At 55.1% G+C, this 14,139-nt stretch carries 11 protein-coding genes; 10 read left to right on the top strand and 1 reads right to left on the bottom strand.

Annotated elements, in window-relative coordinates; translation table 11 throughout:
* Positions 1 to 33 precede the first annotated feature (33 nt).
* From H650_RS22170 to H650_RS22185, 4 genes are all read left to right on the top strand, one after another.
* On the top strand, positions 34 to 1,263 hold the full coding sequence (locus H650_RS22170; RefSeq protein ID WP_020457240.1) for a winged helix-turn-helix domain-containing protein: 1,230 nt from the start codon (positions 34 to 36) through the stop codon (positions 1,261 to 1,263).
* Between the two features lie 53 nt (positions 1,264 to 1,316).
* Positions 1,317 to 1,499, top strand: a complete 183-nt coding sequence (gene ycaR, locus H650_RS22175; protein ID WP_020457241.1) for a protein YcaR — start codon at positions 1,317 to 1,319, stop codon at positions 1,497 to 1,499.
* Complete coding sequence (gene kdsB, locus H650_RS22180; RefSeq protein WP_017456194.1) at positions 1,496 to 2,242, top strand: 3-deoxy-manno-octulosonate cytidylyltransferase; 747 nt, start codon at positions 1,496 to 1,498, stop codon at positions 2,240 to 2,242. Before ycaR ends, kdsB begins: the two co-directional genes overlap by 4 nt.
* A gap of 136 nt (positions 2,243 to 2,378) precedes the next feature.
* Positions 2,379 to 3,272 carry a YcbJ family phosphotransferase gene (locus tag H650_RS22185; protein ID WP_020457242.1) on the top strand — a complete coding sequence of 298 codons (894 nt, stop codon included), beginning with the start codon at positions 2,379 to 2,381 and terminating at the stop codon, positions 3,270 to 3,272.
* Here the strand turns inward: H650_RS22185 and elyC are convergent.
* Positions 3,252 to 4,028, bottom strand: a complete 777-nt coding sequence (gene elyC, locus H650_RS22190; protein WP_044489823.1) for an envelope biogenesis factor ElyC — start codon at positions 4,026 to 4,028, stop codon at positions 3,252 to 3,254. The genes H650_RS22185 and elyC overlap by 21 nt on opposite strands.
* A 118-nt stretch (positions 4,029 to 4,146) precedes the next feature.
* On the opposite strand from elyC, the gene cmoM reads away from it, so the two are divergent.
* The 6 genes from cmoM to mepK all read left to right on the top strand — a co-directional run bounded on the left by cmoM (position 4,147) and on the right by mepK (position 14,113).
* A complete protein-coding gene (gene cmoM / locus H650_RS22195; RefSeq protein ID WP_020457244.1) occupies positions 4,147 to 4,941 on the top strand; it encodes a tRNA uridine 5-oxyacetic acid(34) methyltransferase CmoM in 795 nt (264 codons plus the stop codon).
* Positions 4,934 to 6,256 carry a chromosome partition protein MukF gene (gene mukF, locus H650_RS22200; protein ID WP_020457245.1) on the top strand — a complete coding sequence of 441 codons (1,323 nt, stop codon included), beginning with the start codon at positions 4,934 to 4,936 and terminating at the stop codon, positions 6,254 to 6,256. The genes cmoM and mukF overlap by 8 nt, the downstream gene beginning before the upstream one ends.
* Entirely contained in the window at positions 6,237 to 6,941 is a 705-nt protein-coding gene (gene mukE / locus H650_RS22205; RefSeq protein WP_017456199.1) for a chromosome partition protein MukE, read from the top strand. The genes mukF and mukE overlap by 20 nt, the downstream gene beginning before the upstream one ends.
* Positions 6,941 to 11,389 carry a chromosome partition protein MukB gene (gene mukB / locus H650_RS22210; RefSeq protein ID WP_020457246.1) on the top strand — a complete coding sequence of 1,483 codons (4,449 nt, stop codon included), beginning with the start codon at positions 6,941 to 6,943 and terminating at the stop codon, positions 11,387 to 11,389. The genes mukE and mukB overlap by 1 nt, the downstream gene beginning before the upstream one ends.
* A gap of 184 nt (positions 11,390 to 11,573) precedes the next feature.
* Positions 11,574 to 13,376 (top strand): L,D-transpeptidase, encoded by a 1,803-nt coding sequence (ldtD, locus tag H650_RS22215; RefSeq protein WP_044489605.1) that lies wholly within the window; start codon positions 11,574 to 11,576, stop codon positions 13,374 to 13,376.
* Between the two features lie 188 nt (positions 13,377 to 13,564).
* Complete coding sequence (mepK, locus tag H650_RS22220) at positions 13,565 to 14,113, top strand: peptidoglycan L,D-endopeptidase MepK (RefSeq protein WP_020457248.1); 549 nt, start codon at positions 13,565 to 13,567, stop codon at positions 14,111 to 14,113.
* Positions 14,114 to 14,139 lie beyond the last annotated feature (26 nt).

The following is a 14,139-nucleotide window of genomic DNA, read 5'->3' on the forward strand; positions in this document are numbered from 1 at the left end:
CGGCTGCGCCCTGTTAGATAAACAGGAACCTCCATGTCCGTGCCACAACTTTCGTTGACTGCTGCCCGTCATCTGCATCTCGCAGCCCAGGGGCTATTACGTAAACCTTCCCGTCGGGCAAAACCGGGCGATATTCTCTCCACTATTCAGCGCATGTCGCTGCTGCAAATTGACACCATCAATATTGTTGCCCGCAGCCCTTATCTGGTGCTTTTTAGCCGCCTTGGGCACTACCCGCAGCACTGGCTTGATGACGCGCTACGCAACGGTGACCTGATGGAGTACTGGGCGCATGAAGCCTGTTTTCTGCCGCGTGAAGATTTTGCGCTGGTGCGCCATCGCATGCTGGCGCCAGATAAAATGGGCTGGAAGTATCGCGAAGCGTGGATGCAGGAACATACGGCGGAAATAGAGCAGCTCATTGCACATATTGCGCAAAATGGTCCGGTGCGTTCGGCAGATTTTGAACATCCACGTAAAGGTGCCAGCGGCTGGTGGGAGTGGAAGCCGCATAAGCGGCATCTGGAAGGGCTATTTACGGCCGGAAAAGTGATGGTGGTGGAACGTCGCAATTTTCAGCGTGTTTATGATTTAACGCAGCGTGTTGTGCCGCACTGGGATGATGCTCGCGATCTGCTCTCACAGGATGCTGCGGAGTACCAGATGCTGGAAAACAGCGCCCGCAGTTTAGGGCTGTTTCGCGCCCAGTGGCTGGCGGATTACTACCGCTTGCGGAACGTAGCATTACCGTTAGTGCTGGAGAAGATGCAGGATGCGGGAACCATTTATCCCGTCAATGTCGAAAACATAGGTCCGGCCTGGCTGCATGCCTCCTTATTGCCGCTGTTTGAACAGGCGCAAGCTGGCAAACTTGTCGCTACTCACAGCGCGGTGCTTTCACCGTTTGATCCCGTAGTCTGGGATCGTAAACGGGCCGAACAACTGTTCGATTTTAGCTACCGTCTGGAGTGCTATACCCCGGCCCCTAAACGGCAATTTGGCTATTTTGTGTTGCCATTGTTGCATCGTGGGCGACTGGTGGGGCGCATGGATGCAAAAATGCACCGTAAAGCGGGCATACTGGAGATTATTGCCCTGTATCTGGAAGATGGCGTTAAACCCGGGCATTCGCTGGAAAAGGGGTTGCTAGGCGCGATTACCGACTTTGCCCGCTGGCAGGGGGCGTCGCGGGTCACGTTCTCGCGACTGCCTGCGGGGTTATTTGCCGCATGCCGCGCCGGGCTGGAAATAGACGCGGCGTAAGAAATGAATATGATAAGCTTAAACCGTTAATTATCGGTGTATCAGGAGGAAAGATGGATCACCGTTTACTTGAAATTATTGCCTGCCCGGTGTGTAACGGCAAACTGAATTACACCCAGGATAAACAAGAACTAATCTGCAAAATCGACAGCCTCGCCTATCCGGTGCGGGACGGTATTCCGGTATTACTGGAAACCGAAGCACGTTCATTAACTGCCGAAGAGAGCCGGCCATGAGTTTCGTTGTTATCATTCCCGCGCGTTATGCTTCCACTCGCTTGCCCGGCAAACCTTTAGTCGACATTAACGGTAAGCCCATGGTGGTGCATGTGCTGGAGCGCGCCCGTGAATCCGGCGCTGAGCGTATTATCGTGGCGACGGACAACGAAGAGGTGATGCATGCGGTCCAGGCGGTTGGCGGTGAAGTCTGTATGACTCGCGCCGATCATCAGTCCGGCACTGAACGCCTTGCCGAAGTCGTGGAAAAATGCGGTTTCAGCGACGATACCGTCATCGTCAATGTGCAGGGTGATGAACCCATGATCCCTCCGGCGATTATTCGCCAGGTGGCAGAAAATCTTGCCGCGCGTGATGTTGGAATGGCAACGCTGGCGGTACCGATTCACAGCGCGGAAGAGGCGTTCAACCCGAACGCGGTGAAAGTGGTGATGGACGCCGAGGGTTACGCGCTCTACTTCTCCCGCGCCACGATCCCCTGGGATCGCGACCGTTTCGCACAATCTCGCGAGACGATTGGCGATACCTTCCTGCGCCATATCGGCATTTATGGCTATCGCGCCGGTTTTATCCGCCGTTATGTCAGCTGGCAAACCAGCCCGCTTGAGCAGATAGAGATGCTGGAGCAACTGCGTGTGCTCTGGTACGGCGAGAAAATCCACGTTGCCGTTGCCAGTGTGGTGCCGGGCACCGGTGTGGATACCCCGGAAGATCTGGCGCGCGTCCGTCAGGAGCTGCGTTAATCCCTCCATCCCCTCCAGCCGGAGGGGATTTGCCGCTGGCCGGCGAAATTCTTATGCTGTTTTGATCTCATCAGGATGACATCTATGCTATCGGCGCTCATTATAAAAGCAGTCATCTTTGTGAGGGCAATCTGCTATGGAACAACTGCGCGCTGAACTGAGTCATCTGTTGGGTGAAAAACTGAGCCGCATGGAGTGCGTCAGCGAAAAGCCGGATTCCGCACTCTGGGCGCTGTATGACAGCCAGGGTAATCCGATGCCGCTGCTGGCACGAAGCTTCTCAACGCCTGGCATTGCGCGACAGTTAGCCTGGAAGATATCAATGCTGGCGCGCGGCGGGGCTGTTCGCATGCCAGTTGTTTATGGTGTCATGACGCATGAAGAGCATCCGGGGCCGGATGTGCTGCTCATCGAACGCCTGCGCGGCGTACCGGTTGAAGCGCCAGCGCGTACGCCTGAGCGCTGGGAGCAGCTCAAAGATCAAATCGTTGAGGCATTACTTTTCTGGCACCGCCAGGATAGCCACGGTTGCGTTGGCACCGTTGACAGTACCCAGGAAAATATCTGGCCTTCCTGGTATCGCCAGCGCGTGGAAGTGCTGTGGACCACGCTCAACCAGTATCACAATACCGGGTTGACGATGCAGGATAAGCGCGTGCTGTTTCGTACTCGCGAGTGCCTGCCCGCGCTGTTTGATGGTTTTAACGATAACTGTGTGCTGGTGCATGGCAGCTTTAACTTGCGCAGTATGTTGAAGGATGCCCGCAGCGACCAGTTACTGGCAATGGTTGGGCCTGGCATTATGCTCTGGGCGCCGCGCGAATATGAACTGTTCCGGCTGGTGGAAGGTGCGCAGGCAGAAGGATTGCTCTGGCATTATATCCAGCGCGCGCCGGTTGCGGAATCCTTCCTGTGGCGGCGCTGGCTCTACCTGTTATGGGATGAAGTGGCGCAGTTGGTGAATACCGGACGGTTTAACCGCGCTACCTTCGATCTTGCCTCGAAATCCCTACTCCCCTGGCTGGTCTGAGCTGCCTTTCAGCCACTGCCAGAGACGCCCTAACGTTTCATAACCCACCCGGTCGCTGTGCATCAGCCACACCGGGGATGGGATAATGCGTTCCCACGGATTAAGCGGTGAGGCAATTGCCAGCTGGTTTGCCGGCGCGGGCAATGGATGCAGGCCAGCATGCTGGAAGAAAATCATTGCGCGTGGCAGATGAGACGCTGAAGTCACCAGCAGGAAAGGCGCATCGCCAATCGCCTGTTTCACTGCGAGCGCTTCCCGCTCGGTATCTTTCGGTTGATCCAGCGTTATGATGGCGCTGCGCGGCACGCCCAGGCTTTCAGCGACGCGTGCGCCAGCTTCCGCGGTGCTGACCGGGTTGGTTTGCGCCGCCGCACCGGTAAAGATCATTTTCGAACCAGGGTTGGCCTGCCACAGACGAATGCCCTCCGTCAGACGCGGCAGGCTGTTATTAATCAGGTTTGAACTCGGTGCCCACGCATCGTTCCAGGTATAACCACCACCGAGAATCACGATGTATTTTACCGGCTGCGTACCGCGCCAGGTGGGATAGGTGTCTTCAATCGGTTTTAAAAAGCGATCGGCAACGGGCTGCATACTTAACAGCAATAAAACCAGCCACCCGACGCTGATAAGGACTTTGCCGGTTTTCTGCCAGCGGCTAAACCAGATCAGCGCAACGCCCAGCCCGATCAGCAAAAGCAAAAAAGGCAGAGGCAGCATCAGGCCGCCGATGTATTTTTTGAGAGTAAAAAGCACCGTATCCGTCTCCTTTTTGACCATATAGCAGGCCTTTTGCGCCGATCTTACACCAGATGGGTTCATTATCGGCACGGCTGTGACAAAATAGCGGTTTTGCCAGGAGCGTGGAGCACCCATGAAGGATCGCAATTTCGACGATATTGCCGAGAAGTTCTCGCGCAACATCTACGGCACGACTAAAGGTCAGCTACGTCAGGCGATTCTGTGGCAGGATCTTGAGGCACTGTTGGCCCGGATGGGCAACCAGCCATTGCGTGTGCTGGATGCTGGCGGCGGTGAAGGCCAGACGGCGATTCGCATGGCGCAGTTGGGTCATCACGTCACGCTCTGTGATGTGTCGAAAGCGATGATCACACGTGCCCAGGCGGCGGCAGAAGAGAAAGGTGTGAGCGGTAACATGCATTTTATACAATGCGCCGTTCAGGACGTTGCTCAGCATTTGGAATCGCCAGTTGATCTGATATTGTTCCATGCTGTGCTGGAATGGGTCGCAGAACCGGTTCCTGTATTGCAAATATTGTGGTCGGTGTTACGCCCCGGCGGCGCGTTGTCATTAATGTTTTACAATGCCGACGGCTTGCTGATGCACAACATGGTGGCAGGAAATTTTGACTATGTGAAAGTCGGTATGCCGAAGCGCAAAAAACGTACCCTTTCCCCGGATTTTCCGCGTGCTCCTGCGGATGTTTATGGCTGGCTCGAACAGATTGGCTGGCAGATAACGGGCAAAACGGGTGTGCGCGTGTTTCACGATTATCTGCGCGAAAAACACCAGCAGCATGACTGCTTTGACGCGTTACTTGAACTGGAAACACGCTATTGCCGCCAGGAACCCTATATTAGCCTTGGCCGCTATATTCACGTGACCGCGCTTAAGCCGCAAATCGATGAAAGGACAAACGATGAGTGAATTTTCCCAGACAGTCCCCGAACTGGTTGCCTGGGCCAGGAAAAATGATTTCTCCATCTCGCTGCCGGTCGACAGGCTCTCTTTTTTGCTGGCCATCGCCACGCTCAATGGTGAGCGTCTGGATGGGGAAATGAACGAAGGTGAACTGGTCGATGCCTTTCGCCATGTGAGCGATGCGTTCGAGCAAACCAGTGAAACCATTACTCAGCGCGCGAATAACGCCATAAACGACCTGGTGCGCCAGCGTTTGTTAAATCGCTTTACCAGTGAGCTGGTGGAGGGCAATGCCATCTACCGTCTGACGCCGCTGGGCATTGGCATTACTGATTACTACATTCGCCAGCGCGAGTTCTCCACGCTGCGTCTTTCTATGCAGCTTTCCATTGTGGCCAGCGAGTTAAAACGCGCCGCAGACGCGGCACAGGAAGGCGGAGACGAATTTCACTGGCATCGCAATGTTTACGCACCGCTGAAATACTCGGTCGCGGAGATTTTTGACAGCATCGATCTGACTCAGCGCCTGATGGATGAACAGCAGCAACAGGTCAAAGATGATATTGCACAACTGCTGAATAAAGACTGGCGCGCGGCCATCTCCAGTTGTGAATTGCTGCTGTCTGAAACCTCCGGTACGTTACGCGAACTGCAGGATACGCTCGATGCCGCCGGGGATAAATTGCAGACCAACCTGTTGAGCATTCAGGATGCGACCCTTGGGCGCGATGATCTCGAGTTCCTCGATCAACTGGTCTTCAACCTGCAAAGTAAGCTGGATCGGATTGTGAGCTGGGGCCAGCAGGCCATCGATCTGTGGATTGGTTACGATCGCCACGTACACAAATTTATCCGTACCGCTATCGATATGGATAAGAACCGCGTCTTTGCCCAGCGTTTGCGTCAGTCGGTACAATCCTATTTCGATGCGCCGTGGGCGTTAACCTACGCCAGCGCCGACAGGCTGCTGGATATGCGTGATGAAGAGATGGCGCTGCGTGATGAAGAAGTCACAGGTGAGTTGCCGCCGGATCTGGAGTACGAAGAGTTTAACGAAATTCGCGAGCAGCTGGCGGCGCTTATTGAGCAGCAACTGGCAATTTATAAGACCAAAGGCGTGCCGCTGGATCTCGGCCTGGTAGCGCGCGAGTATCTGGCGCAATATCCGCGTGTTCGTCATTTCGACATCGCGCGCATCGTGGTTGATCAGGCGGTACGTCTTGGCGTAGCGCAAGCAGATTTCACCGGACTGCCGCCGAAGTGGCAGCCGATTAATGATTACGGAGCCAAGGTACAGGCGCATGTCATCGACAAATATTGAACAAGTGATGCCGGTTAAACTGGCACAGGCGTTGGCTAACTCTCTGTTTCCGGCACTGGACAGCGCATTGCGCTCAGGGCGACATATCGGCCTCGACGAGCTGGATAATCACGCTTTTTTAATGGATTTCCAGGAGTATCTGGAAGAGTTTTACGCGCGCTACAACGTTGAGCTGATCCGCGCACCGGAAGGTTTTTTCTATCTGCGCCCGCGCTCCACCACGCTTATCCCGCGCTCAGTGCTTTCCGAGCTGGATATGATGGTGGGTAAAATTCTTTGCTATCTCTATCTCAGCCCGGAGCGTCTGGCAAATGAAGGGATCTTCACCCAGCAGGAGCTGTACGACGAGCTGATGTCGCTGGCGGATGAAGCGAAGCTGCTGAAGCTGGTAAATAACCGTTCTACCGGTTCCGATCTTGACCGACAAAAACTGCAGGAAAAGGTGCGCTCCTCGCTGAACCGCCTGCGCCGTCTCGGCATGATCTGGTTTATGGGTAACGACAGCAGCAAGTTCCGTATCACGGAGTCCGTGTTCCGCTTTGGCGCCGATGTGCGCTCGGGCGATGATGCGCGTGAAGCGCAGCTGCGCATGATCCGCGACGGTGAAGCGATGCCTGTCGAAAACCATCTGCAGCTCAATGATGAGCCTGAAGATAATCAGCCGGATAGCTCGGAGGAAGAGTAATGATTGATCGCGGTAAATTTCGTTCGCTGACGCTGATTAACTGGAACGGCTTTTTTGCCCGTACGTTTGACCTGGATGAGCTGGTGACAACACTCTCCGGGGGCAACGGTGCCGGCAAATCGACCACAATGGCCGCTTTTGTTACGGCATTGATTCCGGATTTGACGCTGCTGCACTTTCGTAACACCACCGAAGCGGGCGCGACCTCGGGTTCGCGTGATAAAGGCCTGCACGGTAAATTGAAAGCCGGTGTCTGTTACTCGGTGCTGGATGTGATCAACTCCCGCCATCAGCGCGTGCTGGTGGGGGTGCGTTTGCAACAGGTCGCCGGTCGCGACCGCAAAGTGGATATCAAACCGTTTGCGATTCAGGGCTTGCCTACCTCGATGCTGCCAACGCAGCTGTTGACGGAAACGTTGAATGATCGTCAGGCGCGCGTGCTTTCTCTGCAGGAAGTGAAAGACAAGCTGGATACGATGGAAGGGGTGCAGTTCAAGCAGTTCAACTCCATCACCGATTACCATGCGCTGATGTTTGACTTAGGGATTGTCGCGCGTCGTTTACGTTCGGCCTCGGATCGTAGCAAGTTCTATCGTCTGATTGAGGCTTCGCTGTACGGCGGGATCTCCAGCGCCATTACCCGTTCGCTGCGCGACTATTTGCTGCCGGAAAACAGCGGCGTGCGCAAAGCGTTCCAGGATATGGAAGCGGCACTGCGTGAAAACCGCATGACGCTGGAAGCGATTCGCGTGACTCAGTCGGATCGCGATCTGTTTAAGCATCTCATCAGCGAAGCCACCAACTATGTGGCGGCGGACTATATGCGCCACGCCAACGAACGGCGGGTGCATCTGGACAAAGCGCTCGAGTTTCGTCGCGATCTGTTTACCTCGCGCCAGCAACTGGCGGCAGAGCAGTATAAGCATGTCGATATGGCGCGCGAACTCTCCGAGCATAGCGGTGCGGAAGGGGATCTGGAGGCCGACTATCAGGCCGCCAGCGATCACCTGAATCTGGTGCAAACCGCGCTGCGCCAGCAGGAAAAAATCGAGCGCTACGAAGCGGATCTCGACGAATTGCAAGTTCGCCTTGAAGAGCAGCATGAAGTGGTGGCCGAAGCTGCTGAGCGTCAGGAAGAGAACGAAGCCCGCGCGGAAGCCGCCGAGCTTGAAGTGGATGAGCTGAAAAGCCAGCTTGCCGATTACCAGCAAGCGCTGGATGTCCAGCAAACTCGCGCCATTCAGTACAACCAGGCGTTGCAGGCGTTACAGCGAGCAAGAGAGTTATGCAACCTGCCGGATTTGACGCCGGAAAGCGCCGACGAATGGCTGGAAACCTTCCAGGCGAAAGAGCAGGAAGCGACGGAAAAACTGCTGTCGCTGGATCAGAAATTAAGCGTGGCGCAAACCGCGCACAGCCAGTTCGAGCAGGCGTACCAACTGGTAGCAGCGATTAACGGCCCGCTGGCGCGTAACGAAGCCTGGGATGTGGCGCGTGAGCTGCTGCGGGATGGCGTTAACCAGCGCCATCTGGCCGAGCAGGTACAGCCGCTGCGTATGCGCCTGAATGAGCTGGAACAGCGTCTGCGTGAGCAGCAGGATGCCGAGCGTTTGCTGGCTGAGTTCTGCAAGCGCCAGGGCAAACAGTATGACGCAGACGATCTTGAAGCGCTGCACCAGGAACTGGAAGCGCAAATCGCCGCACTCTCTGACAACGTTTCCGCCGCTGGTGAGCAGCGCATGGCGATGCGTCAGGAACTGGAACAATTACAGTCTCGTATTCAATCGCTGACCAAACGTGCGCCAATATGGCTGGCGGCGCAGAGCAATCTGACGCAACTGTGCGAGCAAAGCGGTGAGCAGTTCGAGTCCGGGCAGGACGTGACAGAGTATCTGCAACAACTGCTTGAGCGTGAGCGTGAAGCCATCGTTGAACGCGATGAAGTGGGCGCGCGTAAACGCGCTGTCGATGATGAAATCGAACGTTTAAGCCAGCCTGGCGGTGCCGAAGATGGCCGTCTCAATGCGCTGGCGGAGCGTTTTGGCGGTGTACTGCTGTCGGAAATCTATGACGATGTCAGCATTGACGATGCGCCGTATTACTCCGCGCTATACGGGCCATCGCGTCATGCGATTGTGGTGCCGGATCTGTCGCAGGTCGCCGAAATGCTGGAAGGTCTGGAAGACTGCCCGGAAGATCTCTATCTGATCGAAGGGGACCCGCAATCCTTCGATGACAGCGTGTTTAGCGTTGATGAGCTGGAAAAAGCGGTGGTGGTGAAAATCGCCGATCGCCAGTGGCGTTATTCACGCTTCCCGACGCTGCCGCTGTTTGGCCGTGCGGCGCGCGAAAGCCGTATCGAAAGCCTGCATGCAGAGCGTGAAGCGCTGGCAGAGCGTTTTGCCACCCTCTCTTTTGATGTGCAGAAAACGCAGCGCCTGCATCAGGCATTCAGCCGCTTTATCGGTAGCCACCTGGCGGTAGCCTTTGAGGACGATCCGGAAGCGGAAATTCGCACTCTCAGCAGCCGCCGTGGCGAGCTGGAGCGCGCAATCAGTAACCATGAAAATGACAACCAGCAAAACCGCGTGCAGTTCGAACAGGCGAAAGAGGGCGTTGCCCAGCTTAACCGCTTGCTGCCGCGTATTAATCTGCTGGCTGACGATACCCTTGCCGATCGCGTGGATGAAATTCAGGAACGCCTGGACGAAGCGCAGGAAGCGGCGCGGTTTATTCAGCAGTTTGGCAATCAACTGGCGAAACTCGAACCGGTTGTTTCCGTACTGCAAAGCGATCCGGAACAGTTTGAGCAGTTAAAGGCAGATTATGCCATCTCGCAGCAGGTGCAGCGTGATGCCCGCCAACAAGCGTTCGCCCTGGCGGAAGTGGTACAGCGCCGTGCGCACTTCAGCTACTCCGATGCCGCTGAAATGTTTAACGGTAATAACGATCTCAACGAAAAACTGCGCCAGCGCCTGGAACAGGCAGAAGCGGAGCGCACCAAAGCGCGTGAAGCGATGCGTAGCCATGCCGCGCAATACAGCCAGTACAACCAGGTACTGGCTTCGCTGAAGAGTTCGTTCGATACCAAAAAAGAGCTGCTCAACGATCTGCAAAAAGAGTTGCAGGACATTGGCGTTCGCGCCGACAGCGGAGCAGAAGAACGGGCGCGTATCCGTCGGGACGAGCTTCATGCACAGCTCTCCGGTAACCGCGCACGCCGTAACCAGCTGGAAAAAGCCATCACCTTCTGCGAAGCGGAGATGGATAACCTGACGCGTAAATTGCGGCGTCTGGAACGCGATTACCATGAAATGCGTGAACAGGTGGTTACCGCGAAAGCAGGATGGTGCGCGGTGATGCGCATGGTGAAAGACAGCGGTGTTGAACGCCGTCTGCACCGCCGCGAGCTGGCCTACCTTTCTGCCGATGAATTACGTTCGATGTCGGATAAGGCGCTCGGTGCTCTGCGTCCGGCAGTTGCGGATAACGAACATTTACGCGATGTGCTGCGTCTTTCCGAGGATCCGAAACGACCGGAGCGTAAGATCCAGTTTTTTGTCGCGGTGTACCAGCATCTGCGTGAGCGTATCCGCCAGGATATTATTCGTACCGATGATCCGGTTGAAGCCATCGAACAGATGGAGATCGAGCTTAGCCGCCTGACGGAAGAGCTGACGTCCCGTGAACAGAAGCTGGCGATCAGCTCGCGCAGCGTGGCGAATATTATCCGCAAAACCATTCAGCGCGAGCAGAACCGTATTCGTATGCTGAACCAGGGGCTGCAAAGTGTCTCCTTCGGCCAGGTGAATAGCGTGCGTCTGAATGTGAATGTGCGGGAAACCCATGCCACATTGTTGACGGTGCTTTCTGAGCAGCACGAGCAGCATCAGGATCTGTTTAACAGCAGCCGCCTGACCTTCTCGGAAGCACTGGCGAAACTTTATCAGCGTCTGAATCCGCAAATCGATATGGGTCAGCGTACGCCGCAAACCATCGGCGAAGAGTTGCTGGACTACCGCAACTATCTTGAGATGGAAGTAGAAGTTAACCGTGGTTCCGACGGCTGGCTGCGCGCGGAATCTGGTGCATTGTCGACCGGTGAAGCGATTGGTACCGGGATGTCGATTCTGGTGATGGTGGTGCAGAGTTGGGAAGATGAAGCGCGTCGCCTGCGCGGTAAAGACATCTCTCCGTGCCGCTTGCTGTTCCTTGATGAAGCCGCACGTCTGGACGCCCGCTCTATCGCAACACTGTTTGAGCTGTGCGAACGTCTGGAAATGCAGCTCATTATCGCGGCACCGGAAAATATCAGCCCGGAAAAAGGCACCACCTACAAACTGGTGCGTAAAGTCGTGCAAAATCATGAGCATGTGCACGTTGTCGGTCTGCGCGGTTTTGCCGCCCAGCTTCCGGAAACGCTTCCTGGCACGGCGAATGCGTCGTAAGAAAGTAGCATGCGAAAGGGCGACAGTAATGTCGCCCTTTTTGTTTGCCGAAAGCTATTGCCAGCCCGCGTTTAATCTTTAAACTTCTTTACATTAGGGAAGGCAAATGCTTTTTTGTCTTTATATACTGAGAGAAAGGTGACGAATTTGTCACGAGCAATGTAAGAGAAACAGGGGGCAAGGGATGTTGCTTAAGAAGTCGTATGGTCGTCGAATGTCGGCGCTGAGTTTATGCCTGGCATTCGCATTCGCTCCACTGTTTAGTGTGCAGGCCGATGAGCCTGAAATCGTGCCGGTGGATAGCTCGGCGACGCCAGGTGAGCAGCCAACCGTGCTGCCGCAGCCGCAGGAACAGTCGCCTGCGACGGCGATGTTGATCGGCGTGAAACCTTTCCCGTCTGGCGTTTCCGTTGCTGATGTGCGCGCACAGCTTCAGTCGCAATTGCCAGCCAACTGGACGCCGGTCTATATGGATCAGCTCGCTGCGTTATACGCCGCGCGCGGGCAAAAACCGATGTGGGATAACCGCGAGGCGGTGCAGGCGTTTCAGCAGCAACTGGCAGAAGTAGCGATTGCAGGGTTTCAGCCACAATTTACTACCTGGGTTGAATTACTCACCGATCCCGCGGTTTCCGGCATGGCGCGCGATGTTGTGCTGTCTGATGCGATGCTGGGATATTTGCATTTTGTCTCGGGTATCCAGTCGAAGGGCCAGCGCTGGCTCTATAGCGACAAACCTTATGCACTCACAACGCCTGCCATTTCGGTCATTAACCAGTGGCAACTGGCGCTGGACAATGGATCTCTGCCTGGTTTTATCAATCATCTTGCACCACATCACCCGCAGTATGCTGCTATGCACCAGTCACTATTGGCGCTGGTGGGCGATGCTCGTCCGTGGCCGCAAATCACCAGCACGGTGACGTTGCGTCCGGGGCAGTGGAGCAATGATATTCCGGCACTGCGTGAGATCCTGCAGCGCACCGGTATGCTGGAGGGGGGACCAAATATTGCCTTACCGGGTGATAACGTCGCCGTTAGCCCTTCGGCTCAGCACGTAAAAAAAGCGCAGCCGACGCGCGCGGCATATGACCGCCAACTGGTGGAAGCGGTCAAACGTTTCCAGGCATGGCAAGGGTTGCATGCGGATGGCGTGATTGGCCAGGGGACGCGCGACTGGCTGAACGTAAGTCCGTCGCAGCGCGCCGGGTTACTGGCGCTGAATATCCAGCGCTTGCGTTTGCTGCCGGGCACGCTTTCGACCGGCATCATGGTCAACATTCCTGAATATTCGCTGGTTTATTACCTCAACGGTAACCAGGTGCTGGCATCACGGGTGATCGTGGGCCGTCCGGACCGCAAAACGCCGATGATGAGCAGCGCGCTGAACAACGTGGTGGTTAACCCGCCGTGGAACGTGCCGCCAACGCTGGCGCGTAAGGATATTCTACCGAAGGTATGGAACGATCCGGCTTATCTTGAGCGCCACGGTTATACCGTATTGCGAGGATGGAACAGCAAGGAAGCGATCGACCCGTCCATGGTTGACTGGGCGACCATCACGCCTGCGAACTTACCATTCCGTTTCCAGCAGGCCCCTGGTGCGCAAAATTCGCTGGGACGCTATAAGTTCAATATGCCGAGCTCGGACGCTATCTATTTGCATGATACGCCGAACCATACTCTGTTCCAGAAAGAGGCGCGGGCATTGAGCTCTGGCTGCGTGCGTGTCAATAAAGCCTCTGAGCTCGCTAATATGCTGTTGCAGGATGCGGGATGGAACGATACGCGGATTTCTGATGCGCTAAAACAGGGAGATACGCGTTATGTCAATATTCGTCATGATATCCCGGTCAATCTCTATTACCTGACCGCCTTTGTCGGTGCTGACGGGCGGACGCAGTATCGCACAGATATTTACAATTATGATCTGACGGCGCGATCGGGTGCACAAATCTTATCGAAAGCTGAACAATTAATCAGATAAATGAAGCAGTTTCAGTCAGCGTGTTGTCGTAATAACTGGTAGAAAATGGGCTCTGGAGGCTACAGAGCCCGTATTTACTGGGATGAGGCAGCCTTGACGTGGCGTTTGTTGCCCGGTAAGGTGCCTCTCGTGCGCTATACGAGTGCATAAATTTTGTTCAACATTGCTTATCTGTAGAATTTATTATCATGGATAAATTTGACGCTAATCGCCGCAAACTGCTGGCGTTGGGTGGGGTCGCACTCGGTGCTGCCATCTTACCAACACCGGCTTTTGCCACCCTTTCCACGCCGCGCCCGCGTATTTTGACGCTGAATAATCTGAATACCGGTGAATCTATTAAAGCTGAGTTTTTCGATGGCAGGGGCTATATTCAGGATGAATTAGCAAAACTTAATCATTTTTTCCGTGATTACCGCGCGAATAAAATCAAAACCATCGACCCTCGTTTGTTCGACCATCTTTTCCGTTTGCAAGGGCTGCTGGGAACACGCAAGCCAGTGCAACTGATCTCCGGTTACCGTTCTGTTGATACCAACAATGAACTACGCGCACACAGCCGCGGTGTGGCGAAACAGAGCTATCACACCAAAGGTCAGGCCATGGATTTCCATATTGAAGGGATTTCGCTGAGTAATATTCGCAAAGCCGCGTTATCTCTGCGCGCGGGTGGTGTAGGATACTATCCCAGCAGCAACTTTGTGCATATTGATACCGGGCCGGTAAGGCACTGGTAAAACTCAGGCTGAGCTACAGGAGCAGT

Origin of the sequence: Enterobacter sp. R4-368, from assembly GCF_000410515.1 — a bacterium.
In the GTDB taxonomy this organism is placed as follows: Bacteria; Pseudomonadota; Gammaproteobacteria; order Enterobacterales; family Enterobacteriaceae; genus Kosakonia.

What these genes read in the sequence shown, in the direction of transcription:
- H650_RS22170 (WP_020457240.1), top strand. Translation starts at nt 34, where the DNA reads ATGTCCGTGCCACAACTTTCGTTGACTGCTGCCCGTCATCTGCATCTC.
- ycaR (WP_020457241.1), top strand. Translation starts at nt 1,317, where the DNA reads ATGGATCACCGTTTACTTGAAATTATTGCCTGCCCGGTGTGTAACGGC.
- kdsB (WP_017456194.1), top strand. Translation starts at nt 1,496, where the DNA reads ATGAGTTTCGTTGTTATCATTCCCGCGCGTTATGCTTCCACTCGCTTG.
- H650_RS22185 (WP_020457242.1), top strand. Translation starts at nt 2,379, where the DNA reads ATGGAACAACTGCGCGCTGAACTGAGTCATCTGTTGGGTGAAAAACTG.
- cmoM (WP_020457244.1), top strand. Translation starts at nt 4,147, where the DNA reads ATGAAGGATCGCAATTTCGACGATATTGCCGAGAAGTTCTCGCGCAAC.
- mukF (WP_020457245.1), top strand. Translation starts at nt 4,934, where the DNA reads ATGAGTGAATTTTCCCAGACAGTCCCCGAACTGGTTGCCTGGGCCAGG.
- mukE (WP_017456199.1), top strand. Translation starts at nt 6,237, where the DNA reads ATGTCATCGACAAATATTGAACAAGTGATGCCGGTTAAACTGGCACAG.
- mukB (WP_020457246.1), top strand. Translation starts at nt 6,941, where the DNA reads ATGATTGATCGCGGTAAATTTCGTTCGCTGACGCTGATTAACTGGAAC.
- ldtD (WP_044489605.1), top strand. Translation starts at nt 11,574, where the DNA reads ATGTTGCTTAAGAAGTCGTATGGTCGTCGAATGTCGGCGCTGAGTTTA.
- mepK (WP_020457248.1), top strand. Translation starts at nt 13,565, where the DNA reads ATGGATAAATTTGACGCTAATCGCCGCAAACTGCTGGCGTTGGGTGGG.